The organism is Glycomyces sp. NPDC021274 (assembly GCF_040641195.1).
In the GTDB taxonomy this organism is placed as follows: domain Bacteria; phylum Actinomycetota; class Actinomycetes; order Mycobacteriales; family Micromonosporaceae; genus Glycomyces.
The window spans coordinates 177,944-203,392 of sequence record NZ_JBFADC010000005.1 but is presented as its reverse complement, the minus strand read 5'-3'; the positions used below and the strand labels follow the sequence as shown (position 1 = coordinate 203,392).

General features: G+C 69.9%; 21 protein-coding genes. 10 read left to right on the top strand and 11 right to left on the bottom strand.

The features are described from left to right. The first annotated feature begins 199 nt into the window (after positions 1 to 199). Entirely contained in the window at positions 200 to 1,576 is a 1,377-nt protein-coding gene (gene nhaA / locus AB0I03_RS13995) for a Na+/H+ antiporter NhaA (protein ID WP_360411669.1), read from the top strand. Positions 1,577 to 1,581: 5 nt separating this feature from the next. Here the strand turns inward: nhaA and AB0I03_RS13990 are convergent, their stop codons facing one another. Continuing rightward, positions 1,582 to 2,418: an alpha/beta fold hydrolase gene (locus AB0I03_RS13990; protein ID WP_360411666.1), complete on the bottom strand. Its 837-nt coding sequence runs from the start codon at positions 2,416 to 2,418 to the stop codon at positions 1,582 to 1,584. A gap of 44 nt (positions 2,419 to 2,462) precedes the next feature. Next, positions 2,463 to 3,044: a helix-turn-helix domain-containing protein gene (locus AB0I03_RS13985; RefSeq protein WP_360411663.1), complete on the bottom strand. Its 582-nt coding sequence runs from the start codon at positions 3,042 to 3,044 to the stop codon at positions 2,463 to 2,465. A 108-nt stretch (positions 3,045 to 3,152) separates the two neighbouring features. On the opposite strand from AB0I03_RS13985, the gene AB0I03_RS13980 reads away from it, so the two are divergent. From AB0I03_RS13980 to AB0I03_RS13970, 3 genes are all read left to right on the top strand, one after another. Then, positions 3,153 to 4,337, top strand: coding sequence for a serine hydrolase domain-containing protein (locus AB0I03_RS13980; protein WP_360411660.1), 1,185 nt, complete (start codon positions 3,153 to 3,155; stop codon positions 4,335 to 4,337). Further along, positions 4,322 to 6,052, top strand: coding sequence for a CocE/NonD family hydrolase (locus AB0I03_RS13975; protein WP_360411657.1), 1,731 nt, complete (start codon positions 4,322 to 4,324; stop codon positions 6,050 to 6,052). Before AB0I03_RS13980 ends, AB0I03_RS13975 begins: the two co-directional genes overlap by 16 nt. Before the next feature lie 163 nt (positions 6,053 to 6,215). Beyond that, entirely contained in the window at positions 6,216 to 6,842 is a 627-nt protein-coding gene (locus tag AB0I03_RS13970; protein WP_360411655.1) for a glyoxalase superfamily protein, read from the top strand. Between the two features lie 276 nt (positions 6,843 to 7,118). On the opposite strand, the gene AB0I03_RS13965 is transcribed toward AB0I03_RS13970, so the two are convergent. Both AB0I03_RS13965 and AB0I03_RS13960 read right to left on the bottom strand, forming a co-directional pair. Further along, complete coding sequence (locus AB0I03_RS13965; RefSeq protein ID WP_360411652.1) at positions 7,119 to 10,439, bottom strand: DUF4132 domain-containing protein; 3,321 nt, start codon at positions 10,437 to 10,439, stop codon at positions 7,119 to 7,121. A 302-nt stretch (positions 10,440 to 10,741) separates the two neighbouring features. Next, a complete protein-coding gene (locus AB0I03_RS13960; RefSeq protein ID WP_360411649.1) occupies positions 10,742 to 11,890 on the bottom strand; it encodes a hypothetical protein in 1,149 nt (382 codons plus the stop codon). Positions 11,891 to 11,991: 101 nt separating this feature from the next. Here AB0I03_RS13960 and AB0I03_RS13955 point away from each other — a divergent pair, with 101 nt between their 5' ends. Next, complete coding sequence (locus tag AB0I03_RS13955) at positions 11,992 to 13,458, top strand: PQQ-binding-like beta-propeller repeat protein (RefSeq protein WP_360411646.1); 1,467 nt, start codon at positions 11,992 to 11,994, stop codon at positions 13,456 to 13,458. 209 nt (positions 13,459 to 13,667) lie between these two features. Here the strand turns inward: AB0I03_RS13955 and AB0I03_RS13950 are convergent, their stop codons facing one another. Then, positions 13,668 to 14,525 carry a helix-turn-helix domain-containing protein gene (locus AB0I03_RS13950; protein WP_360411643.1) on the bottom strand — a complete coding sequence of 286 codons (858 nt, stop codon included), beginning with the start codon at positions 14,523 to 14,525 and terminating at the stop codon, positions 13,668 to 13,670. Positions 14,526 to 14,662: 137 nt separating this feature from the next. Between AB0I03_RS13950 and AB0I03_RS13945 the strand changes: the two genes are divergently transcribed. Further along, a complete protein-coding gene (locus AB0I03_RS13945) occupies positions 14,663 to 15,406 on the top strand; it encodes an SDR family oxidoreductase (protein WP_360412203.1) in 744 nt (247 codons plus the stop codon). 76 nt (positions 15,407 to 15,482) lie between these two features. Continuing rightward, complete coding sequence (locus tag AB0I03_RS13940) at positions 15,483 to 16,430, top strand: NmrA/HSCARG family protein (RefSeq protein ID WP_360411640.1); 948 nt, start codon at positions 15,483 to 15,485, stop codon at positions 16,428 to 16,430. A 114-nt stretch (positions 16,431 to 16,544) separates the two neighbouring features. Here AB0I03_RS13940 and AB0I03_RS13935 read toward each other — a convergent pair whose 3' ends face one another. Beyond that, entirely contained in the window at positions 16,545 to 17,486 is a 942-nt protein-coding gene (locus AB0I03_RS13935; protein ID WP_360411637.1) for a helix-turn-helix domain-containing protein, read from the bottom strand. A gap of 96 nt (positions 17,487 to 17,582) precedes the next feature. On the opposite strand from AB0I03_RS13935, the gene AB0I03_RS13930 reads away from it, so the two are divergent. From AB0I03_RS13930 to AB0I03_RS13920, 3 genes are all read left to right on the top strand, one after another. Then, the gene (locus AB0I03_RS13930; RefSeq protein ID WP_360411634.1) at positions 17,583 to 18,020 is read left to right on the top strand and encodes an SgcJ/EcaC family oxidoreductase; all 438 of its coding nucleotides are present in this window, start codon (positions 17,583 to 17,585) and stop codon (positions 18,018 to 18,020) included. Between the two features lie 109 nt (positions 18,021 to 18,129). Next, positions 18,130 to 18,495: an MmcQ/YjbR family DNA-binding protein gene (locus AB0I03_RS13925; protein ID WP_360411631.1), complete on the top strand. Its 366-nt coding sequence runs from the start codon at positions 18,130 to 18,132 to the stop codon at positions 18,493 to 18,495. A gap of 41 nt (positions 18,496 to 18,536) precedes the next feature. Next, entirely contained in the window at positions 18,537 to 21,071 is a 2,535-nt protein-coding gene (locus tag AB0I03_RS13920; RefSeq protein WP_360411628.1) for an excinuclease ABC subunit UvrA, read from the top strand. Here AB0I03_RS13920 and AB0I03_RS13915 read toward each other — a convergent pair. The 5 genes from AB0I03_RS13915 to AB0I03_RS13895 all read right to left on the bottom strand — a co-directional run bounded on the left by AB0I03_RS13915 (position 21,022) and on the right by AB0I03_RS13895 (position 25,358). Further along, positions 21,022 to 21,204: a BBE domain-containing protein gene (locus tag AB0I03_RS13915; RefSeq protein ID WP_360412200.1), complete on the bottom strand. Its 183-nt coding sequence runs from the start codon at positions 21,202 to 21,204 to the stop codon at positions 21,022 to 21,024. The two genes, AB0I03_RS13920 and AB0I03_RS13915, sit on opposite strands and share 50 nt — an antisense overlap. Positions 21,205 to 21,219: 15 nt before the next feature. Continuing rightward, positions 21,220 to 22,614 (bottom strand): ricin-type beta-trefoil lectin domain protein, encoded by a 1,395-nt coding sequence (locus AB0I03_RS13910; RefSeq protein ID WP_360411625.1) that lies wholly within the window; start codon positions 22,612 to 22,614, stop codon positions 21,220 to 21,222. 224 nt (positions 22,615 to 22,838) lie between these two features. Beyond that, entirely contained in the window at positions 22,839 to 24,098 is a 1,260-nt protein-coding gene (locus AB0I03_RS13905) for an FAD-binding oxidoreductase (protein ID WP_360411622.1), read from the bottom strand. A 7-nt stretch (positions 24,099 to 24,105) separates the two neighbouring features. Beyond that, complete coding sequence (locus AB0I03_RS13900; protein ID WP_360411619.1) at positions 24,106 to 24,879, bottom strand: SDR family oxidoreductase; 774 nt, start codon at positions 24,877 to 24,879, stop codon at positions 24,106 to 24,108. Further along, positions 24,876 to 25,358: a MarR family winged helix-turn-helix transcriptional regulator gene (locus tag AB0I03_RS13895; RefSeq protein ID WP_360411616.1), complete on the bottom strand. Its 483-nt coding sequence runs from the start codon at positions 25,356 to 25,358 to the stop codon at positions 24,876 to 24,878. Before AB0I03_RS13895 ends, AB0I03_RS13900 begins: the two co-directional genes overlap by 4 nt. Between the last annotated feature and the right edge of the window lie 91 nt (positions 25,359 to 25,449).

Here is a 25,449-nt window from a genome sequence, read left to right as displayed (position 1 = left end):
GCCCGAATCAGCGCGCGACCGCCTTCGGTTGGGGCCGCGGGCTTCGAACGCCGGAGCGTCGAATGCCCGGCGTAGCGCAGCCCTGTGTCGGCGGTCGAGGGGGTGGGGCGGGTGGTGGCGTGGGGTAGGGTGTGGCTTGGTGTGCCGGGAAGTCTGGTCGGCGAGCGTTCGTCGTCCCCGCTGATCGGAGTCACTGCCCATGCCGTCTGTGAAAGAGCCCTGGACCTCGCCGCTGTGGCGCTCGCGCCCGGCGTTCCTGTACTCCAGCAAGCCGCTCGCCCGCTTCGTCGGACGCCCGGCCGCCGCCTTCCTCCACATCGAGCCCGCGTCGGGCATCGTGCTGCTGGCGTGCGCGGTGATCGCGATGGTCTGGGCGAACTCGCCGTGGGCGGGGTCCTACGAGTGGCTGTGGGGCATGGACATCAGCCTCCACATCGGAGGCTTCGAGCTGCACCACACGCTGCGCGAGTGGATCAACGACGGCCTCATGGCGATCTTCTTCTTCGTCGTGGGCATGGAGATCAAGAGCGAGATCGTCTCCGGCGAGCTGCGCAGCGTCCGCAACGCGGTCGCCCCGATCGCCGGCGCGATCGGCGGCATGGCCGTACCCGCACTGGTCTACGCGGCCTTCAACGCCGGTGGCCCGGGCGCGGGCGGCTGGGGTGTGCCGATGGCCACCGACATCGCGTTCGCCGTCGGCGTCCTGGCCCTCTTCGGCTCCCGGATCCCTTCGGCGGCAAGGGTGTTCCTGCTGACCCTCGCGATCGTCGACGACCTGGGCGCGATCGCGGTGATCGCGGTGTTCTACACCGAGAAGGTGTCCCTGGGCTGGCTCACCGCGGCCGGGGTCATCCTGGTGATCGCGATCGGGCTGCGCCTGCTGAACGTCTGGTCCGCGCCGGTCTACCTCATCGTCGGCATCGCGCTGTGGCTGGCCATGCTCGAATCCGGCGTCCACGCCACCATCGCGGGCGTCATCATGGGCCTCATCATCGCCGCCAAGCCGCTGTTCGACCCGGCCGCGGCGCACGCCAGGGCCCAGGAACTGGCGAAGGAAGGGCTCACGGCCGAGGAGACCGAACAGGTGGTGCGGTTGCGTCGCGACGCGCTCGCCCCGACCGACCGGTTGCAGGCGGCCAACCACCCGTTCTCCTCGTTCGTCGTGCTCCCGCTGTTCGCCCTCGCCAACGCCGGCGTGGTGCTCTCCGGCGACCTGCTGGCCACGGCCGCGACCTCGGCGGTCACGCTCGGCATCGTCCTGGGTCTGGTGCTGGGCAAGACCGTGGGCATCACGCTCGCGACCTGGATCGCGGTGCGGATCGGCGCGGGCCGCCTGCCGACCGGGACGAGCTGGCCGCTGCTGATCGGCATCGCCGCGGTCGCCGGGATCGGGTTCACGGTGGCGCTGTTCATCACCGAGCTCGCCTTCCGCGGCGAAGGCACCGAACTGCTGACCGACGAGGCGAAGATCGGCGTGCTCGCCGGGTCCCTCATCGCCGCGCTCCTGGGCGCGGGCCTCGTCGCCCTCACCGCGCCGAAGCACCGCTCCGACGAGCCGGCGGATCCGAGCTCCTAAGTCGCCTACGGCGTCGACCTCACGGACTCGGTCCAGCGCGTCAGTTCGGCCGCGAGGCGGACCGGCGCGTCGAGCTGCACGAGGTGCCCGGCGTCCTCGATGAGGGCGAGCGAAGCGCCCGGCATGGCCGCTTGGAGCCGGTGCGCGTGGTCCACCGGGATCCACGCGTCGTCGGCGCCCCACACGATGCGGGTCGGTTCGTCGATGTCGCCGTAGCGGTCCTCGACCTCGTCGGTGAACCGCTCGTCGGCCGCCTCGATCTGCCGGTAGAACGCCGGCAGGCCCGCCTCGCCGGTCCACGGCTCGACCAGCGCCTCGAGGTCGGCCTTGCTCAGTCCGCGGTGGGAGGCGCTGCGGATGTAGGCCTCGACGGCGCCGCGGTGGACGGCCGGCGGCAGCTGCGTGAGGACGTCGGCGTGCTCGCGCACGAGGCGGTAGAACGGCGAGCCCCAGGGCCGCAGCGCGACGACGTCGATCAGGCACAGCGAGGCGTACCGGGCGCCGTGGAGCAGTCGGGCCCGCAGGGCGACGGTGCCGCCGTAGTCGTGGGCGATCACGTGCGGCCGTTCGAGGCCCCACTCCTGGAGCAGGTGCGCGAACACTTCGGACTGGAAGCCGAGGTCGACGGCATGTGAGGAGTCCTTAGAGGACTGTCCGTAGCCGGGCATGTCCCAGAGGTGGACGGTGAAGCGCTCGGCGAACGCGTCGGCGAAGGGCCGCCACAGGTAGGAGGACCAGGGCGTGCCGTGGAGGAGCACCAGCGCGGGCCCGGACCCGAAGCGGTCCCACGCGATCGTCCGTCCCTGCCAGGTGAGCGTTCGGGAGAGATGATGGGTCGGCATCCGAGCACCCTACTTGCGATCGCGGCTCATGTCAGGCGTTCGCGTCACTCGGGGCGGTGCGCTGCGTCCGCGTCGAGGCCGAGGAGTTCGGCGGCGCCTTCGTAGAGGGCCTCGCGGAGCGCTTCGGCCGGGGCGTCCGGGAACTGTCCGACCGGATCCGTTGCGGCGGCGAACGCCTGCGCGGCGCGGAGCCGCCGGCGCCAGTCGGCGTCCGGTCCGGCGAGGATCGCCACCGCGCGGTCGACGGTGCCCACGACCGTGCCGACGAGCTGCATCGAGTCGTCGCTGTAGATCGACGCGTCCCGCAGGAGCAGCCGCATGACGTCCTGGTGCGTGATCATCACCGCGATGCAGTCGCGCAGGAGGCGGCGCCGCGCCTCGTCGGCGTCGGGCTCCTCGGCCGCGGCGTCCACGGCCGCGCCGAGCGCGTCGATCGGTGCGCGCACCAGCTGCTCGAGGATCTCCGCTTTGCTGCTGAAGTGGTGGTAGAGCGAGGGTTTGGCGATGCCGAGCCTGGCCGCGATCTCGCGCATCGAGGAGGCCCGGTACGTGTTCGTGCCGAACAGCTCGCGGGCGGTCTCCAAGATCCGGTCCCGCGTGACCGCGGTGTCCTGCCTGCCCGCCAATGCCGCTCCTTCATCGTCGCTGTGCCGATCATGCTACCCCATTGACTACCGACCGGGCGGTAGGTTAATCTACCGACCGGACGGTAGGCTACGAGAGAGGGCCCGCACATGACAACGATCGAGGGCACGACCGCGACGGGCTTCGAGCCGGTACGCGAATGCTTCGCACGCAACTTCGCCGAACGCAGAGAGGTCGGAGCAGCGGTCGCCGTGCTCCACCACGGCCGACCGGTCGTCGACCTGTGGGGCGGCCTGGCCGATCCCGAATCGGGCCGGCCCTGGCGCCGCGACACCGTCACCGGCATCGCCTCGACCACCAAGGCCATGGCCGCGATCAGCGTCCTGCACCTGGTCGACCGCGGCAGCCTGGAACTGGACCGGCCGATCGCCGACTACTGGCCCGCGTTCGCCGCCGAAGGCAAGCAGGACATCACCCTCCGCATGGTGCTCACCCACCGCTCCGGCGTCGTCTCGCTCGAACACGCGCCGGTCACCTACGAGGCGCTGGCCGCAGGCAACCCGGTGTTCGACGCGATCGCCGCCGCGCATCCGCAATGGACGCCCGGCGAGGCGCACGGGTACCACGGTGTCACCTTCGGGCACCTGCTCAGCGCGGTCGTCAAAGCGGTCACCGGCGCCACCGTCGGCCGGTACTTCGCCGACGCGATCGCCGAGCCCCTGGGCCTGGACTGCTACATCGGCCTGCCCGAGAGCGAGATGCCGCGCCTGGCGTCGCTCGTCGTGCCGGCCGCGACCGAGGAGGTGATGCTGGGCAGCCAGGTCGCCGAACTCCAAGGGCTGTACGAAGGGCTCGCGGACCCGGCCTCGCTCACGTACCGGGCCATGTACGGCAGCTTCCAGATCGGATGGGAGTCGGCGAGCGACCCCAAGTTCTCGCTGGTCGAAGCGCCCTCCACCGACGGCACGGCGAACGCGGCCGGCCTCGCGAAGCTGTTCGCCGCCACCATCGGCGACGTCGACGGCATCCGCCTGTTCGGCCCCGAGCTCGCCCGGCAGTCCGGAACGGTCTACAGCACCGGCCGCGACCAGGTGCTGAACATCCGCACCGACTGGGGCCTGGGATTCATGGTCCCCGGCGGGCCGTTCGTCCCCGGCGGCGTCCCGGCAGGAAGCTTCGGCCACGGCGGCGCGACCGGGTCCTTCGCGTTCGCCGACCCCGCCGGCGGCCTCGCGTTCGGGTACACCCCGAACCGCGGATCCGAACTGCTGGAAGGCAACGACCTCCGCGTCAACGAACTCGTCGACACCGTCTACCGATGCCTGCGGGCATGAACGGGGCGACCACGATGACCGCGACCATCGACTACGGCGTCACCATGTCCATGAGGGACGGCGCCGGTCTCCGCGCCGACCTCTGGCGCCCCGCCGGCCCCGGGCCGCACCCGGCCGTCCTCATCCGCACCCCTTACGGCCGTTCACTGTTCAACGCGGACGCGCTGCGCCCCGAGCACTGCGTGCGCCGCGGCTACGCGTGCATCGTGCAAGACGCCCGGGGCACCGGGGACTCCGGCGGCGACTGGGCGCCCTTCCAATGGGACCAGGAGGCGCTCGACACCTTCGACAGCGTCGAATGGGTCGCCGCCCAGCCCTGGTGCGACGGCAATGTCGCCATGGCCGGCGCCTCCTACCTGGGCATCGTGCAATGGCTCGGCGCCGCCGCCCGGCCGCCGCACCTGCGGGCCGTCGCCCCCGGCATGCACAGCAGCGGCGAGCTCGAACGCGCCGCCTCGGGCGGCGCGGTGCGGCTCAACCAGCTCGTCTACTGGCTGGCGCTGACGACGCTCGAATGGGCGCGGTACCGGCGGCAGGCGGGGCACGCAGTCGATCCCGCAGTCGACGCCGCCATGCTCGCGCTGCTCGAGGACCCGACCCCGGCCGTGCTCCGCCTGCCGCTCGACGCCATGCCGCAGTTCGACATCCCCGGCCTCCCCGTCGACCTCCGCGCGGTCCTGGCCGGAACGGCGGGCCTACCGCCCCGGTACGAATACGAACGCGTCGCCGTCCCGACGCTCTCGCTCGGCGGCTGGTACGACATCTACTGCTCCGCCACGATCGCCGCCTTCCAGGCGATGGCGCGCGCGCAACCGGACGCGGGGCACCGGCTGATCATCGGACCGTGGTCGCACGACGGTCACCTGCCGGGCGTGCAGGGCCAGCGCAATTTCGGGCCGGCCGGGTACGCCGGTTTCGCCGACGTGCCCGGCCGGCACCTGGCCTTCTTCGACGAGCACCTCAAGGGGCGGCGCGCCGATCCCGTGCCGGCCGTCCAGTACTTCCTGATGGGCGCCGACGAGTGGCGCACCGCCGACTCCTGGCCGCCGCGCACCTCCCGCAGCGAGACCTGGTACCTGGCCAGCCGCGGCGACGCCCGGACCGCTTCGGGGAACGGCAGACTCGTCCGTGAGCCCGGCGTTTCCGAAGCGGTGCAGGACGTCCTGTGCCACGACCCGGAGGATCCCGTGCCTTCACACGGCGGCCGTGTCGCGAGCATGGGCCGGCTCGTCGGCGGGCCGCTCGACCGGCGCGGCGTCGAAGCGCGGAGCGACGTCCTCTGCTACACCGGCGAACGGCTCGATCGCGCGCTGGACGTCGTCGGCGCGGTCACGGTCCGCCTGTTCGCCGCGACCTCGGCCCGCGACGCCGACTTCGCGGTCAAGCTCGTCGACGTCGCACCGGACGGGACCGCACTGCCGGTGGCCGAGGGCCTGCTGCGGGCCCGCTACCGCGAGGGCATCGACGCGGCCGAGCCGGTAGAACCGGACGTCACCTACGAGTACCGAGTGGACCTGGGCGATACGGCCTGGCGTTTCCACGCCGGGCACCGGATCCGGCTGGAGATCGCCGGCAGCGATTTCCCGCAGTTCGACAGGAACGCAGGAACCGGCGCGCCGATCGGGACCGACACCGAAGTCCTGGCCGCCCGGCACCGCATCTTCCACAACCGCGTGAGTCCGTCATCGGTGACCTGCGACGTGGACCGGGAATAGGCAAGTTTGCCCACGTCATCGGCCCCTGCACACCGTTCGGGGGCCGATTCCCCGTGATAATCTGAACGTCGCAGGCGCGGGTGCAGACCCGGTCGTAGGGCGCAACGGCACAAGCAGCCGAAAGGGCAAGGCCCACCTACTTCAACACCGAAGAGGGAGCGCCATGCCTAAGCTCGAAACGTACAAGAAGCAGGCGAAACTGCTGGTTCGCTGGCACCGCGACGGGAACTTCTCGATCGGCGGCCGCATCCGGCAGCTCGCGCGCTACAGCGAGTTGTCCGACCGCGAAGCGCTCGCACTGAAGTTTCCGCTCACCGAGGCCCAAGAGATCATCGCCCTCGAAGCGGGCTTTGCGAGCTGGGCCGAGCTGAAGGCGAGCACGGAAGCGGCCCCGCCCACCAGCCAGCCGAAAACCCAGCACACGGCAGTCGCGAGCGCCAAACCAGTGCTGTACGTCGCCGACGTCGATGCCTCGGCCGAGTTCTACCGAGACCGGCTCGGCTTCCAGATCGACTTCGTGCACGGCGAGCCGCCGTTCTACGGGTCGGTGTCGCGCGAGGGCGCGACCCTGCACCTGAAACTCGTCGACGAACCGGTGTTCGCGGCCGGTGCCGCGGAACGAGAAGGGCTCATCATGGCTTTCATCGATGCACCGAACGTGCGCGAGCTGTACACCGAGTATCGGGCCGCCAATGCCGAGATCGTGCAGAAGCTGACCAAACAAGCGTGGGGCGGCACCGACTTCATCGTGCGCGACCCGGACGGCAACGCGATCGCGTTCGTCGGCTGAGGCTCGCCCCGGCCGCGCGCAGCCAACATCGAGCGTTGAGACGGTGCCGAGCATCGGTGGGAGGCGCGCGGCCGTCTCTCCGATGTGGAGTCGGCGGCGGTCGCGGCGCTGGTGCAGACCGAGCGGTGGGGCCACGACGTCGAGCTGGACGATGCGGAACCGGATCCCGCGACACGCTGGGGAGAGGTCGAGCTGGGCGACTGAGACCCGAGATGCCTTGTGCCCCCGCAGTGCTCACTCTGGCACGCTCCAAGCACACCGCAACGCTCGTCATGGTCAGTCCGTCGCCGTGACCCGGGTGAGGGCGCCCAGGACCTCGGAGGCGGTGACCGGGTCGATGTCCCGCGGGTGGTTCCCGTCCGCGGCGCGGCCGGCACGGCTCCACCAGTAGTCCTCGGTGGCCGAGATGCGGACGCTGTCAAGGGTCTGGATCGGGTTCTCGGCGATCATGCCGACCCAGATGCCCGGGTCGAGCGACACGGTGACGTACCCGCCGCCGGGCAGCGGGAAGTAGATGCCGGGCTCGACGCCGCCGTCCTCGGGAGCGGAGCGGTGCCAGCCGCGGCTGGTGAGCCCCAGGAGCTTGCCGACCTCGACCTTCGCGCCCCAGAAGCGTTCGAGCAGGCCGGTCTCCAGCTCTTCGGGGGTGAACGCGAGAACGGGGCGCGAGAGCTGGTCGAACGGCTGGAGGATCTCGTAGTCGGCGAACAGCTCAGCCCAGTCGGCGGCCTTGTCCCCCAGGCGGACCGGGTGGTCGAGACGGATCACGGCGTCGTCGGGGAGGTCGAACGTGTCGTCGTCCGCGTCGGTGTAGGTGCGGTCCTCGGCGACGCGGAAGGCCGTCGCGACTCCCCCGGGCCGGCCTTCCCCGACAGTGGCGGACCAGACGAGGCGCCGCGTGAGGTGCCAGGTGAGCGGGTGGCGCACGTAGTAGCGCTCGAACTCGTCCTTGGTCCAGGTGCGGCCGTTGACCATCGCCGCTTCGAGGCGCTGGACCTGGTCGGCAGCGACGGTGCGCAGCTCCTTCTTGAGGGCGGCGAACCGCTTGTAGGCGGCGTCGGCGACCTCGGGGTCGTCCTTCGCGCCGGGCTTGGGGAGGCTCTTGCGGGGCTTGCCTGTCTCGTCCTTGACGAACGGCTTGAGCTGCTCGTCGAAGACCACGGTGAACCGGCGCGGCCCGTAGTCGAGGACGAGCGCGCCCTCCTCGTCGAGGCCGAAGTCCGGGAGGAGCCGGTCGGCGAGCTGGTCGCGGGTGAGGCCGAGGCTCTGGGCGATCGCCGCGATCTGGACGCGCGCCTCCTCCTTGAGCGCCTTGAACTTCACCTTCTCGGCGATGCCCTGGATGGCGCGCAGCGCCTCCTCGGAGCCGATCGCGCCGAGCACGCCCAGGCCGCTGACGGCCCGCTTGTGCTGGGACTGGCCGGGCCATTCGCGGATCAGCGGGGCCAGGAGGCGGACGGTGTCGTCGTCGGCGAAGTGCGAGAGCTGGGTGAGCGCCCAGCCGTCCTTCGAGGGCGAGCCCATCGAGAGCCACAGCTGGAACAGCCCCCGGCTGAACCGGGTGAGCGAACCCCGGTCGAGCGCCTCGGCGGCCGCGTCGAGCCCGGCGTACGGGTACTCCGGTGAGGACAGTGCCAGGACGGTGATGAGGTGGTGCACCGACTCGGCGGGGAGCGCGTGGGTCTTCGGTGCGGTGAGGACTTCGGGGAGCATCACCGGCGAGGCCCAGGCCCCGGGTTTGGGGAGCTTGACGCCGCGCGGTTCGAGCGGGTCCCCCGCGAGGAGTTCGGCGACGGCCTCGACCGCTTCGGGGCCGTAGGGTTCGGCGGCGCTGGTGACGGCGTCGGCGCCATGGCGGAGCGCGATGTTCCACAGGGCGCCTTCGGCATTGCCGCGGAGCTTCTTGTCGGCGCCGAGCGCGTCGGGGACGAGCAGGGCCGCGCCGTCGGCGCCGTGTCGCTCGAACCAGGCGATGGCGCTGGCGCGGGCGCCCTTGAGGCGGGCGTACCAGTCGGCGGCGAGGCGGGCGGCCTCGAGGCTGCGGATGGGCACGAGGGCTTCGTGGTTGTTCGGGTTTGCCCGCAATGCGGCCACGAGCTGGGGTGCGGCAGCCGATCCGAAGCGCGCGGCGATGACTTTGAGATCACTGGAGATGTAGGCGTTGAAGCTGCCGTCCCACTTCTCGAGGGCGCGTAGGGCGAGCGAGGTGGGCGCGTAGGTCACGATGGTGGAATAGCGGGTGCGCGAGCCGTTGTGGTGGTCTTTGTCCAGCATTCGCTCCCACTCGGCGTCGCTGGTGCGGCTGTAGTAGTCGTGGTCCGGCTTGATCCAGCGGTCGAGTTCGCCCTCGGCCCAGGCCATGGTCGGGCCCGCGTCGGCGCTCAGCTCGATGCTCTTCGGTTTCCGCTTGGGGCCCTTCACGGTCCACGGCGGAGCGGTGAGGATCTGCGGCAGCTGCGCAGAGTCGGCGATCGGGGTCGGCGAAGGCTCGAGGAGCGCCTCGACTGCGGCCCGGTCGGCGTCGGTGAGGACCGCGCGGTGCTCGGCGGGGATGTCGGCGGCGAGCGCGGCGAGACGGGGCCGCAGTTCGGGGGCGGTGCGGTCGGCCGCGGCGGCGATCGCGCGGAGGACGCGGCGCGGGAAGTGCTTCACGGCTTCGGCGGCGGCCTGGTACATGTGCTCTTCCCCGAGGCGGCTGACGAGGAACGCCGCGGCGTCCTCGCCGGGCACGAGGGCGATCGCGTCGATGAGGAGGTGCCGCTCGCTGCTCGCGATCTGCTGGTGCAGCGACGCGGTCAGGAACGGGAGGGCGTCGGCGCCGAGGTTGCGCAGGATCGCGCCGACGGTGTCGCGGGTGATGAGCCAGGGATCGAGGCGCGTCAGCCCGGCGGTGACGAGGAGGTCGGCGCGGTCGATCGTGCGCCACAGCAGCACGCTGGTGCTGTGGTCGCCGTTGCCCTTGTACTCGCCGCAGACCGCTTCGGTCCAGGCGGTCTCGTCGGGGAAGAGGAGCATGGTGAGGAACCGTTCGACCGGGTCGCCCCGGAGGGCGGCGGCCGCGGCGGCCGCGTAGTCCGCTTCGGACGCGTTCGCGAGCAGGCCGCGCAGGACGCGGATGCCGCGGTCGACCTCCCCGCGGACCGAGCCGAGCTCGCTGAGGGTGAGCGGCCGCAGGGTGGCGTCGCGCAGCGTCGCCTTGTAGCTCCGCCAGGCGCGCAGCCCGAGCCGGGTGATCGTCGCGGTGACTGCGAACGGGAGGCCGTGCTCGGCCACCCAGGCGTCGAGTTCGGGGCGCAGCATCGAATACTGTCCGTTGCGTTCGCGCGAGGACAAGACCGCCGAGACCACGCCGGCGCCCACGGGATCGGGCTCGCCGTCGAGGTGGCGCAGCGCCTCCGCAGTCGGGATGCCGGCGGTGTGCCGCGCGAGGACGTGGCGGACGTCGTCCTCGTTGCGGCGGATGATCCGCGCGACCTCCTTGGGGCCCTCGGGGTCGAGAACGGGCGGCTCGCCGGGCTCGGAGCGGCGCGGAAGGGGGTCGGATCCCCAGTGGGAGGGGAGGTCGAGGCGGTCCTCTTGGGAGGCTTCGTACGTCATGGCGTTCCTTCCGGGTTCAGGAGTCGCGGGCGGCCGGGTGACTGCGCCTCCTCGGCGCGGTCGCTCTTCGCGGTCCAGGCCGCCGGAGGTTCGCGCCGGTCCGCTTGGGGCGCGGCGTGTTCGGGGGTGTCGCTGCAGCGGCGACCGGGTCGAGCGTCCTGAGACTAGTGCCCCGGTACGACGCCGTTCTTCGAACAACGCAGTGTCACTTGATGACACCCCCAGTTCCGCCCGCAGATGTCCAGCAGCATCCGCATCCTTGACGGCGGCCGGTCCGTCGACGCTGATGATCGACGGTCGGATCAGGCGGTGCCGCGGCAGGTGTCGAAGTCGTACTCGGAGTAGTTGTACTCGGCCGCCGCAGCGTTCCACCGCACTTCGGCGGTGCCGTCGGCGTTGAGGTAGGCGATGAGGTACGCGGCGTCGAAATGGCAGCGGGCAGTGAACTCGACCAGGGCCTCCTGCTGGTCCTCGCCGGTCCCGCTCAACTCGATCAACCCCTCGGCCTCCAAGTCGATCAGCAGCGCCGAGCCGTCATCGGATGCCGTGTCGCCCACGCGCAGCACCGCTCGCGGGTATTCGAGCACCTCCCATGCCAGGCTGTGTTCGGGGTGGACGCGACCGTTCGATGCAGAGTCGATCTCGCCGTCGGTGCCGAACGGGCATCCGGGCGGGACCTGGACCAGCGCTGCGGCGCACTCGTCGATATACGACTCGAGCGCGGCCTGGACCGCCGCCCGAACGTCCTCATCCAGGACCGGCTCGGGCGGCGGGACGACACCGGGGAGGTCGTCGCCCATGACCGCGACCGGGTCCGCAGCGCCTGGGAAGCGGTACACCCCAGGGAAGAGCGCGTACTTCGGATCCCATTGCGCCGCCCACGGGCCCTGGTCGAAGGCGGCGCTGTTGACCGTGACATACGTGAAGGCCGATGGCGCGAAAGCGACGCGCCCGAGCCCGTTGAGCACCTTCCGGCGGTCCACATCGACATCGAAGGTGCCGGTGGCGGTCCCGCCGGGGTGGGCGATCGTCGCCTCGACCTCCGCCCTCCCCTCGTCCAGGAGGTAGGTCTCGAGCTCTTCGACTTCCACGACCCGCCATTCGGAGTCGACCGCCGCAGGCGCGAGCAGACTTGCTTCGCTCTCGGAGAGCACGATCGCTGCACTGTAGAACGCGCCGTTGTACTCCTCCCGCCAAGCCGAGAATGCCGTCTCACCTTCGCTGTCCGGTGGGTCCTCGACGATCTGGAGGTCGAGATAGCCCAGCGCCGCATCGATGTCGCGGTCAGCGACGGCGAGCAGATAGGCCTCGACGATCTCGATGGCCGTCGTGGGCTCCAGACGCTGCTTCATGACATACGTCGGCACCAGCAGCAGTGCGAACACGGCGATCCAGGCGACCCGGCGCTTGGTGACCGTGCGACGGCCTCGGGGCAGGGGTCTGGGAGTCATGGTTCCTCACGGTGGGGGCGGCGGCGTACGCCAGGGTAGCTACCCGGTGCCATTGGCGCGTAACGGCTATCGTGGCCGGATCCCCCACCCCTGGAGATCCCGTGAAGCGCCGCGACGCCGACCGCAATGCCGCCGAAAAGCTGGCAGCTGAATATCTGAGCTGGCCGAAGGCACTGCGGATCACCGCGGCATCGGCAGCCGGAGTCCTGGTCGCCGTCCCGGTCCTGCTCGGCATCGCCGACCGCGGCCTGGTCGCGGTGCCTGCCGGATGGGACGGCGGCCCGCTGGACACCCTTGAGGACCTGCCCTCCTACACGCCCGTCGACGACCTCGAAGGCGGCGAGGAACCGGAGGTCGAGTTCACCGCCTACAACGGTGACCCCGCCTGGACCTACGAGGGCCGCGACGGCGACTCGGTGCTGCGGACCGATCAGGGCTTCCTGATCTACGACTACGGCTCGATCCGGTATGAGACAGCGGGTTCGGTCGTCTGGGAGCATTCCTGGGAGGAAGAAGTCGCCGGCTACCTGCTCGCCGGCGACACCGTCCTGGTCAAGACCAGGCACCCCGACGGCTGGGAGTGGCCTGCTCGCCAGACCATCGAGGCCTTCGCACTGGAGGGCGGCGAGCCGCGCTGGTCCGACACCGAAGTCTCCTACGGCGAGTTCGTGGGCGGCGGTGTGTACACCTCCAGTTGCGACGGTGACGCCGATGACGGCGGCACCTGCGTCCTCTCCGCCAGGGACCCCGCCACCGGCGATGTCCTCTGGTCGGTCGACGACGTTGGCGCCTCCCAGGCCAGCGCGGCCGACGAGGAGACCCTGCTGGTGTTCACCGCGGCAGCGGGTTTGGACGACGGCGTCCAGTACACCGCCCGCGAACTGTCGACGGGGTCGGTCAGCGGCATCGACCACCTCGAAGGCGACTATGAATCCGACCCGGTCCTCGCCGGCGGGATGGTGTACCTCTGGCTCGACTACGACGGCGACCCCACCGCCGGGTGCACCGCCGTCGTCCGCGCCTATCCGGCCGACTCCGGCGCTCTCGCCTGGGAGTTCGACTCGCAGATGCGCAAGAACGAGGACCTCAGCCGCTGCGGGGCCCAGCCGATGACCGAACCGGCGGCGGGCAGACTGGCCGTCACCGACGGGCGGCATCCGGCCGTCATCGACGCCCGGACCGGGCAGATCGAATGGACCGCCGAAGTCGAAGGCCAGGCCTACGGCACCGACGCGAACGTGCTCGCCGCGCTCGACTGGGCGGGCGACACCGACAACCTCGCCGGGTACGACCTCGCCACCGGCGAGGAGATCTGGCGCGTCACCGCTCCGGTCAACTACTACGCCAAGACCTATGTGTCCGGGTCCACCATGTGGATCTTCAGCGAAGGCACCGCGTTCGGCGGCTTCTTCGACGGCGTCTACGCGGTGAATCTGACCGACGGCACCCTCGTCGAACTCCCCGGCGACTACATCGGCGGCAAGGACAACGAGATGCAGACCAGGGTCGAGGACGGAGGCGTGCACACGATCCACGCCTGGCCACTCGACCTGTTCAAATCGAGCTGACGACGGCCCGGAACAGCCACTTGCACCAAGGTTCGAAGCGGTGGCATGTGAAAAGCCCCGGTGATCCTGCGTTTCCGCAGGTCAGCGGGGCTTTGTGGCGGAGGATATGGGATTTGAACCCATGATCGGGTATCACCCGAAACCCGCTTAGGTAGGCGGGCTACAAGTTCCTTGGGCAAGGGACAGCTACAGCCCGGGATCGCAAAAGTCTACGGCGCCGCCACGACCGGTGCGTTCGGTGCAGCCAGGAGTGCGAGCTTGGCGGCGGCTTCGCTGCCGTGCGGTGCCGTCATCCATTGCAGGCGCTGACTTCCGTCTTCTGTGGACTGATGGTGGATGTCGAGTTCGATGTCGCCGATCACGGGGTTGGTCAGGAGCCGTCGTTCCCAGCGGCACACCCCGACGTCTCTATAGCCCCAATGCCTGGTGAATTCGCCGCTGCGGTCGAGTAGTTCGGCGATCATCTTCTCCGCTTCGGCCTCGCCGCCATAGACTGCGCGACGGGCGGCGGTCGCCCGCAGATCCACGACGTAGGAGCGGGATTGCCGGTCGTGGTCAGCGGCCGGGAAGACGGTCCTGGCGGCCGGTTCGGTGAACCAGCGGAAGATGTCGCTGTGGGTGTAGTCCAGTTCCTCGCCGGGCTCCATCTCCCACAGCAGTGCGGCGGCCAGCCGGTTCTGCGCCAGTGGCTGGTACAGGTCGGTCACGATCCTCGCCGGGGTGCCGTCGAGGCGTTCGAGCAGGGTCAGCAGGGACGGGTCGGTCTGCCGCAGCGGACGTGGTCGGGGTGGCGTGCCGTGGCCGGCCAGGTGGAACAGGTGGTCGCGTTCGTCGCTGGTCAAGCGCAGGGCTCGGGCCAGTGAGAGCAGCATCTGGGCCGACGGCTGGGATCCGCGGGCTCGCTCCAGTTCGATGTAGTAGTCGATCGAGGCGTTGGCCAGGAATGCGACCTCCTCGCGCCGCAGGCCGGGCACCCTCCGGTGAGAGCCGCTGGGCAGGCCGACGTCGGCGGGCTTGATCCGGTCGCGCCTCGAGCGCAGGAACGCGGCGAGCTCCGTGGCATCCATTCGTCAATCTTCCCTTCACTCGGCACCGGGCTGTGGATGGGGACGGCATCCCCGGGGTGAACATCCCCCAGGCTCAACACCGCCGCCCCGGTGAGTATTGCCCCGACACCGCCCATTGCGTGAAGGGACATCCCGATATGAGCACCGAATCCGGCAGCCGCGTCGCCATCGTCACCGGTGGTTCGAGGGGCATCGGTCGAGGGATCGTGCGGCGACTCGCCGCACAAGGCTATTCAATCGTGGTCGGCTACGCCTCCAACGCCGGCGAGGCCGCCGCGGCGGTCGGCGAGGCCCTCCTCGCCGGAGGGAAGGCGATCGCCTTTCAGGCCGACGTGGCCGACGAGACCGCGGTCGCAGCCATGTTCGCCGAAGCCGAATCGCAGTTCGGCGGCATCGACGTCGTCGTCCACTCCGCCGCCGCCGCGTACGCGGCACCGATCGCTGACATCGATCTCGGCGAACTGGACGCTCTGCACCGCACCAACATCCGGGGGCCATTCGTGGTCGCGCAACAGGCGGCGCGCCGGGTCCGCCGCGGCGGTGCGATCGTCCTGCTCTCCAGCTCGGCGACCGTCTTGATCACCCCGTCCGTCGGGCCATACGCCGCGAGCAAGGCCGCGGTCGAGACGATTCCCTTGACGCTCGCACGCGAGCTCCGCGGCAAGGACGTTTCGGTGAACGCGATCGCCCCCGGTCTGACGGCCACCGACATGCTCTACGCCGTTCAGACCGAGGAGAGCTTGAAGGAGGGAGCCGCGCTCTCTCCCTACGAGCGCATCGGCCAGCCCGACGAGATCGCCGCGCTTACGGCTTTCCTGGCCTCGCCCGAAGGCCACTGGATCAACGGCCAGACCATCCACGCCAACGGCGGCATCGCCTGACCTCGCGCACTACGCAAACCTCAACGGCCGGCCCCGCGCCGCGCCGCTGCGACCCATGGATAAAAGGAGAAGGATCATGGCAGAGAAGCAGATCATCGCGGTGACCGGTGCGACCGGAGCCCAGGGCGGCGGGCTCGCCCGCGCGATCCTGGACGAGCCCGACTCGGCGTTCACCGTCCGCGCGATCACCCGCAATCCCGGCTCCGACGCGGCGCGGGAACTGGCCCGGCGCGGCGCCGAAGTCGTGCAGGCGGACATGGACGACGAAGCGAGCCTTGCCAAGGCGTTCGATGGGGCCTACGGGGCGTTCCTGGTCACCAACTTCTGGGAGCACATGGACCCCGAACGCGAAGCGGCCCAGGCCCGCAACCTGGTAGGCGCCGCTAAGGCGGCGAATATCGCGCACGCGATCTGGTCGACCCTGGAGGACTTCCGCGAGACCTTCCCGCTCGACGACGACCGCATCCCGACGCTGGACGGCAAGTACAAGGTCCCGCATTGCGATGTCAAAGGTGAGGCCGACGCCTGGTTCACCGAGGCCGGCGTTCCGACGACATTCCTGCGGACGTCGTTCTACTTCGACAACTTCCTCTCCTCGATCCCGCTGCGGCGGCAGGACGACGGCACCCTGGTCCTGCCGCTCGCGCTGGGCGAGGCCGCACTGGCGGGCATCGCGGTCGAGGACATCGGACGCAGCGCGCTCGGCGTGTTCAAGCGAGGCCGAGAACTGCTGGGGCAGACCATCGCCGTCGCCGCCGAGCACTTGACCGGTGACCAGTACGCGCAGGTGTTCACCAACGTCCTGGGGGAGCCCGTGGCGTACGCGCCTTTCCCGTACCAGGCTTTGCGGGACCCGGGCATCCCCGGCGGTGCGGAGCTGGCAAACATGTTCCAGGTCTACGCCGAATTCTCCGAGAGCCTGCTCGCCCAGCGCAATCCGGCCGTGCTCCGCGGCCTCGTCCCCTCACCCCAGTCGTTCAAGGACTGGCTGATCACCCACAAGGACGCGTTCGCCTCGCTCTGAGACTTCGCGGAAGGCGATCCCGCGGAGCGGACGATCGGTTTGGGGAAGCCGATCGTCCGGTATCGCCCGCGCCTCGAAAGCCTTCGGTGATGGGTTGGGTCGAGGCGCGGGCGATCACCTCCCGAGACTGGTGCCGTCGTGCGCCTGCCGCGCGGTATAGGCGGCGGGAGCGACGCCGGTGTGGTTGCGGAAGAACCGTCCGAAGTTGGCGGCGTCGCCGAAGCCGAGGTGAGCGGCTACGGCGCCGGCCGTCCAGCCAGCGTCGAGGAGGCGGCGGGCCTCCAGGACCCGGCGCGCGTCGATCACTTCCCGCGCGCCGGTGCCGACTGCGGCCCGCGCGGCGCGGGTGAGGGTGCGGGCCGAGCAGCGCAGCAGCCGGGCGTAGTCGTCCACATGATGCATTTCACGGAAGTGCAACTCGACGGCGTCGAGAAACTGGCGGTAGGTCGAGGCGCGGCGGTCGCGGGGGGTGTCGGCCTCGCGGGCGGGGATGTCCGGTCCGTGGGCGAGGCGCAGCAGCAGCGCCTCGAGCAGGCTTCGCCGCAGCGCGTGGTGCAGCTCAAGCGGGCGTCGCCCGAGGGCACGGTGCTCGTCCAGGAGCTGGAGCGCGGTCTGCTCGGCCCAGTGGCCGTCGGCGCCGGGGGTCAGGACGGCGGAGGCGTCGTGGGCGGTGGCGGGAGCGAGGAGCCGGGCGGTCTCGGGCCGCAGCACGCCCTGCTCGAACAGGATGAACGGGCCGCGGGCGCTGCCGGGCGGATGCCAGCATTGGGTGTGGCCGGGACGGACCCACAGCCACTGGCCGGGCCCGACGGTGCGGGTGACGTGGTCGACGTCGTGCAGCAGCTCGCCGGAAGTCACGAGGATGAGGTAGTGGAAGGTGGCGCGCCCAGGGCGGGGCGGGTTCCACGGCCAGTCGTCGTGCCGGTCGAAGAAGTCCTCGACCGTGGTGACCTCCAGACCGAACGGGGTGCCGACCGGAGGTTGGAAACCGTACAGCGGCGGGCGAGCCCCGTTGAGGTCCGGTGCGCTCTCGCCAAAGTGTCCGCTGCTGACCATGAACTGTCCGTCTTTTGCGACTCGAAACCATCCGAATCCGGAAACAATAGCCCGTGCCGCAGTGCACGCGCCTACTACAGGAGAGAGGAACATGCGATGACTCGCGATGAAGTCGAGGCCCTCAAGGAGTTCGAGAAGGAAATTCAATGGCGATGGAGCTCGGGGGATCCGACGGGTTACATGGACGCCCTGGCCGAGGACGTCACCTACTTCGATCCGCTCACCGAGTACGTCGTCGTCGGCCGTGGAGCCGTGCGCGAGCACTTCAAGCGCATCCACACCGGCCCCGCGGGCATCACCCGGCAGGAGTACAGCAACGAGATCGCCCGCGCACTCAGCGACAGCGAGGTCCTGCTGGTCTTCAACTTCACCACGTACCGGCAGGACGACAACGGCGAGGAGCAGGAGTTCCTGACGTGGAACATGTCGCTCATCTTCCGGAAGACCGACGGCGAGTGGCTGCTGACGCATGGGCACCTGTCCCTGCGTGACGCCTGGGATCGCTACAACATCGGAAACAGCGTCGGGAAGTAGATCGGGATCGCGCTGCCGCGCCGATGGTATTCGCGAGCCCGGCGCGGCTTTAACCCCTACGTTGGCTCCAGGTCCGTCGACTGATGACCGCAGTATTGGAGGACGAGTGATGGACGGCAAACGGCTCCAAGCCGTCGCGCGCGAGGTCGCCTCCTCGCTGCCGGAGGTCACCGAAGGGAGGCCTTTCGTCGACAAGCTCGACGTCTACAAGGTCGCCGGGAAGGTCTTCCTCATCGTCACCGACGATCCCGCCGAGCAGATCATCACCGTCAAAGCCGATCCGGGCGACGCCGAGGCCCTGAAGCTGCAGTACGCATCGGTCACGGTCGGACACTACCTCGACAAGCGGCACTGGATCTCGGTCGCCGCCGGAGACGACATCACCTCAGGCCTGGTGGCCGATCTCGTCGCCACCTCCTACGAGCTGGCGGCGCAATCCCTGCCGCGCCGCGACCGACCCAACGCCCGCCACTGATCGCAGCGACGAAGCGATACGAGAGGAATCGAGGTACGACCATGGCGAAGACCGCGAAGCAGCGCACGGCACCCGACGCGATCGAGGTGCGCGGCGCCCGCGTCCACAACCTCAAGAACGTCGATGTGGCAGTGCCGCTCGGCAAGCTGGTGGCGATCGCCGGAGTCTCAGGCTCGGGCAAGTCCTCGCTCGCCCTCGGCGTCCTGTACGCCGAAGGGTCGCGACGCTACCTCGAGGCGCTGTCGACCTACACGCGGCGGCGCCTGACGCAGGCCGCGCACGCCGCCGTCGACAGCGTCGAGCACGTGCCCGCCGCGCTCGCGCTGCGCCAGCGCCCGGGCATCCCCGGCGTGCGCAGCACCTTCGGGACCTCTACCGAACTGCTCAACAGCCTGCGCCTGCTCTACTCGCGGCTCGGCCACCACCAGTGCCCCAACGGGCACCGCCTGGAGCCGACCATGGACGTCGCCCTCGACCTGCCGTTGACCTGCCCCGAATGCGGGGCGGTCTTCGGCCCTCCCAGCGCCGAGTCGTTCGCGTTCAACTCCGAGGGCGCCTGCCCGCGCTGCGAGGGCACCGGCTTCGTTCGCGAGGTCGACGTCGACACCCTCGTCCCCGACCCCTCGCTCAGCATCGACCAGGGCGCGGTCGTGCCGTGGTCGATGTTCGGGCTCGCGGCCATGCCGCAGGTCGCCGCCGAGCTCGGCGTTCGCACGGACGTGCCGTTCGCGAAGCTGACGAAGAAAGAACGGGCCGTCGTCTTCGAGGGTGCACCGGTGAAACGGCGCATCGTATACCCGGCCAGGAACGGCAAGCTCTTCGAGCTCAACGCCTCCTACCGCAACGCCCGCGCAGCCGTCGAGGAGGCGTTGAAGAACGCGTCGACCGCCAAGGGCCTGGCCCGCGTCGAAAAGTTCCTGTCCGTCCAGACCTGCCCCGACTGCCACGGCACGCGATTGAGCGCCCTGGCCCGCTCGAGCCTGGTCGACGGCATCGACCTCGCCGAGGCCACCGCCAAGACCCTCGACGAGGTCACCGTCTGGGTGCAGACCATTCCCGGCACGGTGCCCGCGCCGATGAAGCCGATGGCCGAGAGCATCGTCTCCAGCATGGTCGAGACCTCCCGGCGGCTCATCGAACTCGGCCTGGGCTACCTCGGCCTGGACCGGGCCTCGTCCACGCTCTCCACAGGGGAGCGCCAGCGCGTCGCGCTCTCCCGCGCCGTCCGCAACCGGACCACGGGCGTGCTGTACGTCCTGGACGAGCCCTCGATCGGCCTGCATCCGGCCAATGTCGACGGACTCCTGAGTGTCGTCCGCGGCCTGCTGGCCGACGGGAACTCGGTGGTCGTGGTCGACCACGACCTCCAGATCCTGCGCGAGGCCGACCATCTCATCGAGATCGGCCCCGGCTCGGGCCGCGACGGCGGCAACGTGATCGCCACCGGCACCGTCGCGTCCATCGGCCGCGACCGCCGTTCGATCATCGGCGGATTCCTCAACGGCGAGGAGGACGTCCTGGTCCGCGACCGGCCCGATGCCGACGACGTCTTCAAGCTCGGGCGGGTGCGGCTGCGGACCGCGCCGCTGCACACCGTCCACGCGCTCGATTTCGAGATTCCGCGCGGCCGGATCACCGCTGTCACAGGGGCCTCGGGCTCGGGCAAGACCACCCTCGTGCTCGAGAGCCTGGTCCCGGCGATCAGAGCCCACGCGGCCGGCCGGGAGCTCCCGGGCCACGTCCGCAAGATCGCCCCCGAGGGCGTCACCCGCGTCAACGTCGTCGACGCCTCCCCGATCGGCATCAACGTGCGCTCCACCGTCGCGACCTACTCAGGTGTCCTGGACGATCTCCGCCGTGCTTTGGCCGCCACTCCGGCGGCGAAGGAACGCGGGCTCAAAGCCGGCGACTTCTCCTACAACACCGGATCACTGCGCTGCCCCACCTGCGAGGGCACCGGACAGATCGCACTCGACGTGCAGTTCCTGCCCGACGTCGACATCATCTGCCCCGACTGCGAGGGGCGGCGCTACGCCCCCGAAGCCGACGCCATCACCCGCACCACGCACGGAGACGGCGAGGCGCTGACGCTGCCGCAGCTGATGGCCTGCACCGTCACCCAGGCCATCGAGACCGTCGGCGACATCGCGAAAGTCCGCGCCCGCCTCCAGACCCTGCACGACCTGGGCCTGGGCTATTTGACCCTGGGCGAAGCCACGCCAGCACTGTCCGGCGGCGAGGCCCAGCGGCTGAAGCTCGCCTCCGAACTCGACCGCGACCAGCGCGACGCCCTGTTCGTCCTCGACGAACCGAGCGTCGGCCTGCACCCGCGCGACGTCCAGGTCCTCCTCGGCGTACTGCAGCGCCTGGTCGACAACGGCGCGACGATCGTCTACATCGAACACGACCTCGACATGATCGCCAACGCCGACCACGTCGTCGACCTCGGCCCCGGCGGCGGCGCCGCCGGTGGGCGCATCGTCGCGGCCGGCACACCTGAGCAGATCGTCCGCACCGAGGCCAGCGTCACCGGCCGGTACCTGGGGCCGCTCCTGCCGCAGGGAAGCTCTGGCTGAAGACGTTGTTCGGGTCGGCCTTGCGCTTGATCTTGCGCAGCCGGTACAGCGCTGGCGGCGGGAACTTGTACTTCGAGTAGAGCGGGCGAACGCAGGTGGGGCGGGACCGTTGCCGGGTCCCGCCCCATCTCAGTCTGCAACTGCGACCTCACACGGTCCAATGCTGGTTGGTCCCGCCGTAGCAGTCGTACTGCTGGATGCGGGCGCTGTTCGCCGTCGAGGCGCTCACCACGTCGAGGCACTTTCCGGAGTGGCGCGCCACGATCTCGACATAGCCGCCGCTCACGGTGCGCAGCTGCCATTGCTGGTTGGTGCCGCCGTTGCACGTGTATTGGAGGACTCTGGCGTTGTTGGCCGTCGATGCCGAGGCGACGTCGAGGCACTTGCCCGATGCCTTCGAGATGATCTGGACGTAGCCGCTGCCCGCGCTCTGCAGGTACCACTGCTGGTTGGCCCCGCCGTGGCAGTCGTACTGGATGATCTCGGCGCCGTCAGCGGTGGAACCGGTCACCACGTCCACGCACTTGCCCGAGGCGCGGCCGACGATGTCGGTTGCCTGCGCTCCGATGTCGTCGCCCCAGGAGTACCGGACTCGATCGGCCGCCGAGGTGTTGCGGATGGTCAGGTTGAGGTCGGTGCCGCTGCCCGAGACGGCGTACATCGAGTACCAGTCGTAGCCCGAAGTGCCGGTCAGCTTGCCGCCGATGGCAGGCCAATAGGTCGAGCCCATGTTCAGTTCACGAGCCGTTTCGGTGACCGCCCGGAAGTAGCGCACGAAGTTGTCGGTGCTGCCCGCGTTCGCGTAGTTGAGGCCGTTGTCCATAGGCGCGCCGAACTCGGTGAGCACCGAGCGGGAGGCGCACGAGCCCAGGCCGTCGCGGAAGCTCTGCACCCAGCCCGCGTAGTCCTTGGTGCCGTAGAAGAACTGGTAGTGGTGGTAGGACAGGAGCGTGCCGGCCAGGCGGGAGTCGGCGCAGACGGGCTTGACGTCCTGGCTGTAGCCGGCGCCGCCGATGAGGATGCGGCCCTTCGGGACCGAGGAGCGAGCGCTGACCCAGGCGGCGGCGACGTTCGTCCACTCAGTCGCGCTGTAGCCGTGGGGTTCGTTCATCGGCTCGAAGTAGACCAGGCTGTTGGACCCGTACTGCGAGACGACCGTGTTCCACATGGTGTTGAACGCGGTCATGTTGGTGATCCGGCCGCCGTCCGCCGCGCCGTCCTCCCAGTAGGCGAGGATGACCTTGAAGCCCCGGGCAGTGGCGGCATCGATGGCGGCGCGGTAGGCGTTCCACCAGGTCGTGCCGACAGTGTGGGTGTTGACCGGCAAGCGCACGGTATTGGCGCCCATGGTCGAGGCCATGTCGGCGTAGATCGCGTCGGCCTTGGCCCTGACCGTGTTGTAGCTGTCGGACTGGCTCAGCTTGTCGAGGACGAGCGGGCCTTCGACGTAGTTGTCCCCCAGGACGGCCCAGTTGAAGCCCCGGAACCCGCTGGTGTCAGCGGCCGCGGGCGACGCGGTGGACAAGGCGACGAGCGGCACCATGATCAAGGTGCTCAGGACGCCGATGAGGAACTGCCGGGGTGAACGCCTTCGCGTTCGCGGTCTGTGGGTAGCAGCGATGTGAAGCATGAGAGTCGTCGATCCTCCGAGAGTGCTCAGGCTGAATGTTTTCGAAAACATTCAAAGGAAGTATGGCACCGACCAGGGCATGTGGTCAAGTATTTAGATTCGTCGATTTTCGTTGATTGGCGGCACGCCCGACGCTTTCAAGCCACGGGGAAGTTCTGGTGGAAGACGTTGTCCGGGTCGACTTTGCGTTTGATCTCGCGCAGCCGGTGCAGTGTGGGTGGCGGGAACGCGTCAGCGAGGCGCTGTGGCGAGAACGCGGATTCGAAACTGAGATAGAGGCCGTCCAGGGCGGGCCGGACGTCCTCCCACGCTTTGTCGAGGAGCGAGGTGGGCGCGTGGGTCATCGCTGCGACGTTGAAGTTCTGGTGCCGGTGGGCAAAGGCGGTGGCGTCGGCGGGAACATCGTTGACCGCGCCACCGACCGCGCGGACCTGGAGCATCGCTCCGGGAAGCGAGCCGAGCAGCGTACCGAGCCGCTCACTCAGCGGCCGATCCAGGTGGACCGCGAAGCCGTTGCGCACGTGGCCGGTCTGCTGGCCGTAATGCGGTCCCCGAGCACCGACCAGGACGGCGTCGTAGGGCACCAGCACCGCCCGCTGTCCCAGCAGCGGAGCGAGATCGGCGAACGGCGCGAAGGCCCGCTCGGCCGCCTCGGTGTCGTCCCCGGCGTACACGATCAAGGCCATCGCATGTCCGCCGCTGCCGAGGTAGGCGAACGCGGTGAGCTCGCGGGGCGCGTTCTCGACCGTCGCGCCCCATGCCTCCAGGAACGGGGCCGGCCGGTCGACCTGGAACTGGAGGGTCGCATGGGCGACGCGGGGCACGCGCGCCGCACGGAAGTCCATTGCGGTCACGATGCCGACGTTCGCTCCGGCGCCGCGCACGGCCCAGAACAGGTCCGGGTCGTGCTCGGCGTCTACGGTGCGGACTTGCCCGTCGGCGGTCACGATCTCGGCTGCGACCATGTGGTCGATCGTCAGGCCGTGGGCGCGGCCGAGCAGGCCGATGCCCGCGGTCGTTCCCAGGCCGCCGACGCCCACGCCACCCGAGTCGCCCGAGCTGACCGCCAGCCCCCAGGGCCGCAGGGAGCGGGCCACTTCGGCCCAGCGGGCCCCCGGCCCGATGCGGACGAGGTCATCGCCGGGATCGATCCGCTCGACCGAACGCATTTCGGCCAGGTCGATGACGGTGCCGCCGTCGTTGGTGGCGCGGCTGGAGATGCCGTGCCCACCGGACCGGATCGCGAGCGGGCCTCCGGTGTCGCGGGCCAGGCGCAGTGCCTCGGCCACCTCGGCCGAGGTCCGGGGTCGGATCACCGCCGCCGGCGACCCGGTAGCGGTGTAGACGTGCCGGACCTCCTCGTAGGGCCTGTCGCCGGGGCGGATGATATCGAGCATGACTGGCCTACCCCAGGTCCGGCACGGTCGTGGTCGGTCCCTGCTGCCGCGAGGTGAAGTACTGGACCACCGAGCCCGTCAGGGGACTGCTGCCCGCGAGGAGTTCGGCGACGTGCACACCGACCTCCTCGGCGGGGATCCACGCCGGGTGGTCCATGCCGGCGGCGCGCTTCGGCCGGGTGCTGATGACGCCGAGGATGAGGTCGTGCACCCGCACTCCCGACTTCCTGGTCTCCACGGCGAGACTGCGGGTCAGCGACTTGCCGGCGGCCGCGGACATGGCCAGGACCGCGTGCCCGGGCCAGGCGATCTCGGCACTGCCGCCGTTGACGTGGACGAGCGCGCCGCCCGGCGCGAGCACCGGGACGAGTCCGCGGAGGGCCCGGAACACCGAGGTCAGGTTGTTCTCGATCAGGTAGGCCCACTCGTCGTCCTTGAGATCGACGAGGTCCCTGCGGCCCTGCGGCCCCCAGTCGCCAACGCTGACCACGGCCCCGTCGAGGCCCCCGTGCTCGGCGGCGGCCTTCGCGAGGGCCGCGTCGAGACCGGGCTCGGCGAGATCGAGCCGAAGCGTCGACAACCGCTCGCTGCTGAGCCGGGCGGCGAATTCGTCGAGCTTGGTTTCGCTTCGGGCGGTGGCGATCACGTGGGCGCCCGCCGCGAGCAGCCCGCGGGTGACGCCTTCGCCGACGCCTCCCGCGCCGCCGATGACGAGCACGGTCTTGCCGGTGAGGTCGGTGAGCGGCTGCGCCCAACTCGGTCGGTCCACTGTGGTGTTCATGATGGCTCCTTGCCTTTGGTGCGGTTGGTGTGCTGAACGTGGTCCAGCAGCGCTTGCAGGATCACGTCGATCTGGTCGACCCGCTCGGGGTCGAGGCCGTCGAGGAACCAGTGCTTGATGGACCGGAAGTGCGGGCCGAGCGAGCGCCGGTAGGCGGCGAGGCCCTCATCGGTGAGCTTCACGATCGCGGCCCGGCCGTCGACCTCGGCATCGCGGCAGCGCTGGATCAGGCCGCGCACCTCCATGCGGCGCAGGTGGTGCGACATGCGGCCGGTCTCCCAGTCGAGCGCGCGGGCGATCTCAGTCGAGCGCATCGCGGAGCCCTCCGCGGAGGCGAGCGTGGCCAGCACGGTGAAGTCGGTGCCGGAGAGCCCGGAGACCTCCTGGAGGTCGCGAGCGGTCTCGCGGCGGACCGTCTCGGACAGGACCAGGAAGTTCTGCCACACCCGCCGCTGCTGAGCCGTAGTTCTATCTGACATGTCAGCAACTATGACTCAGTTACTGACGCATCAGCAAAGATCTGTGCCGAACACGACACCCCCGGCCCGCCCCGAACGAGATCGCGAGCCC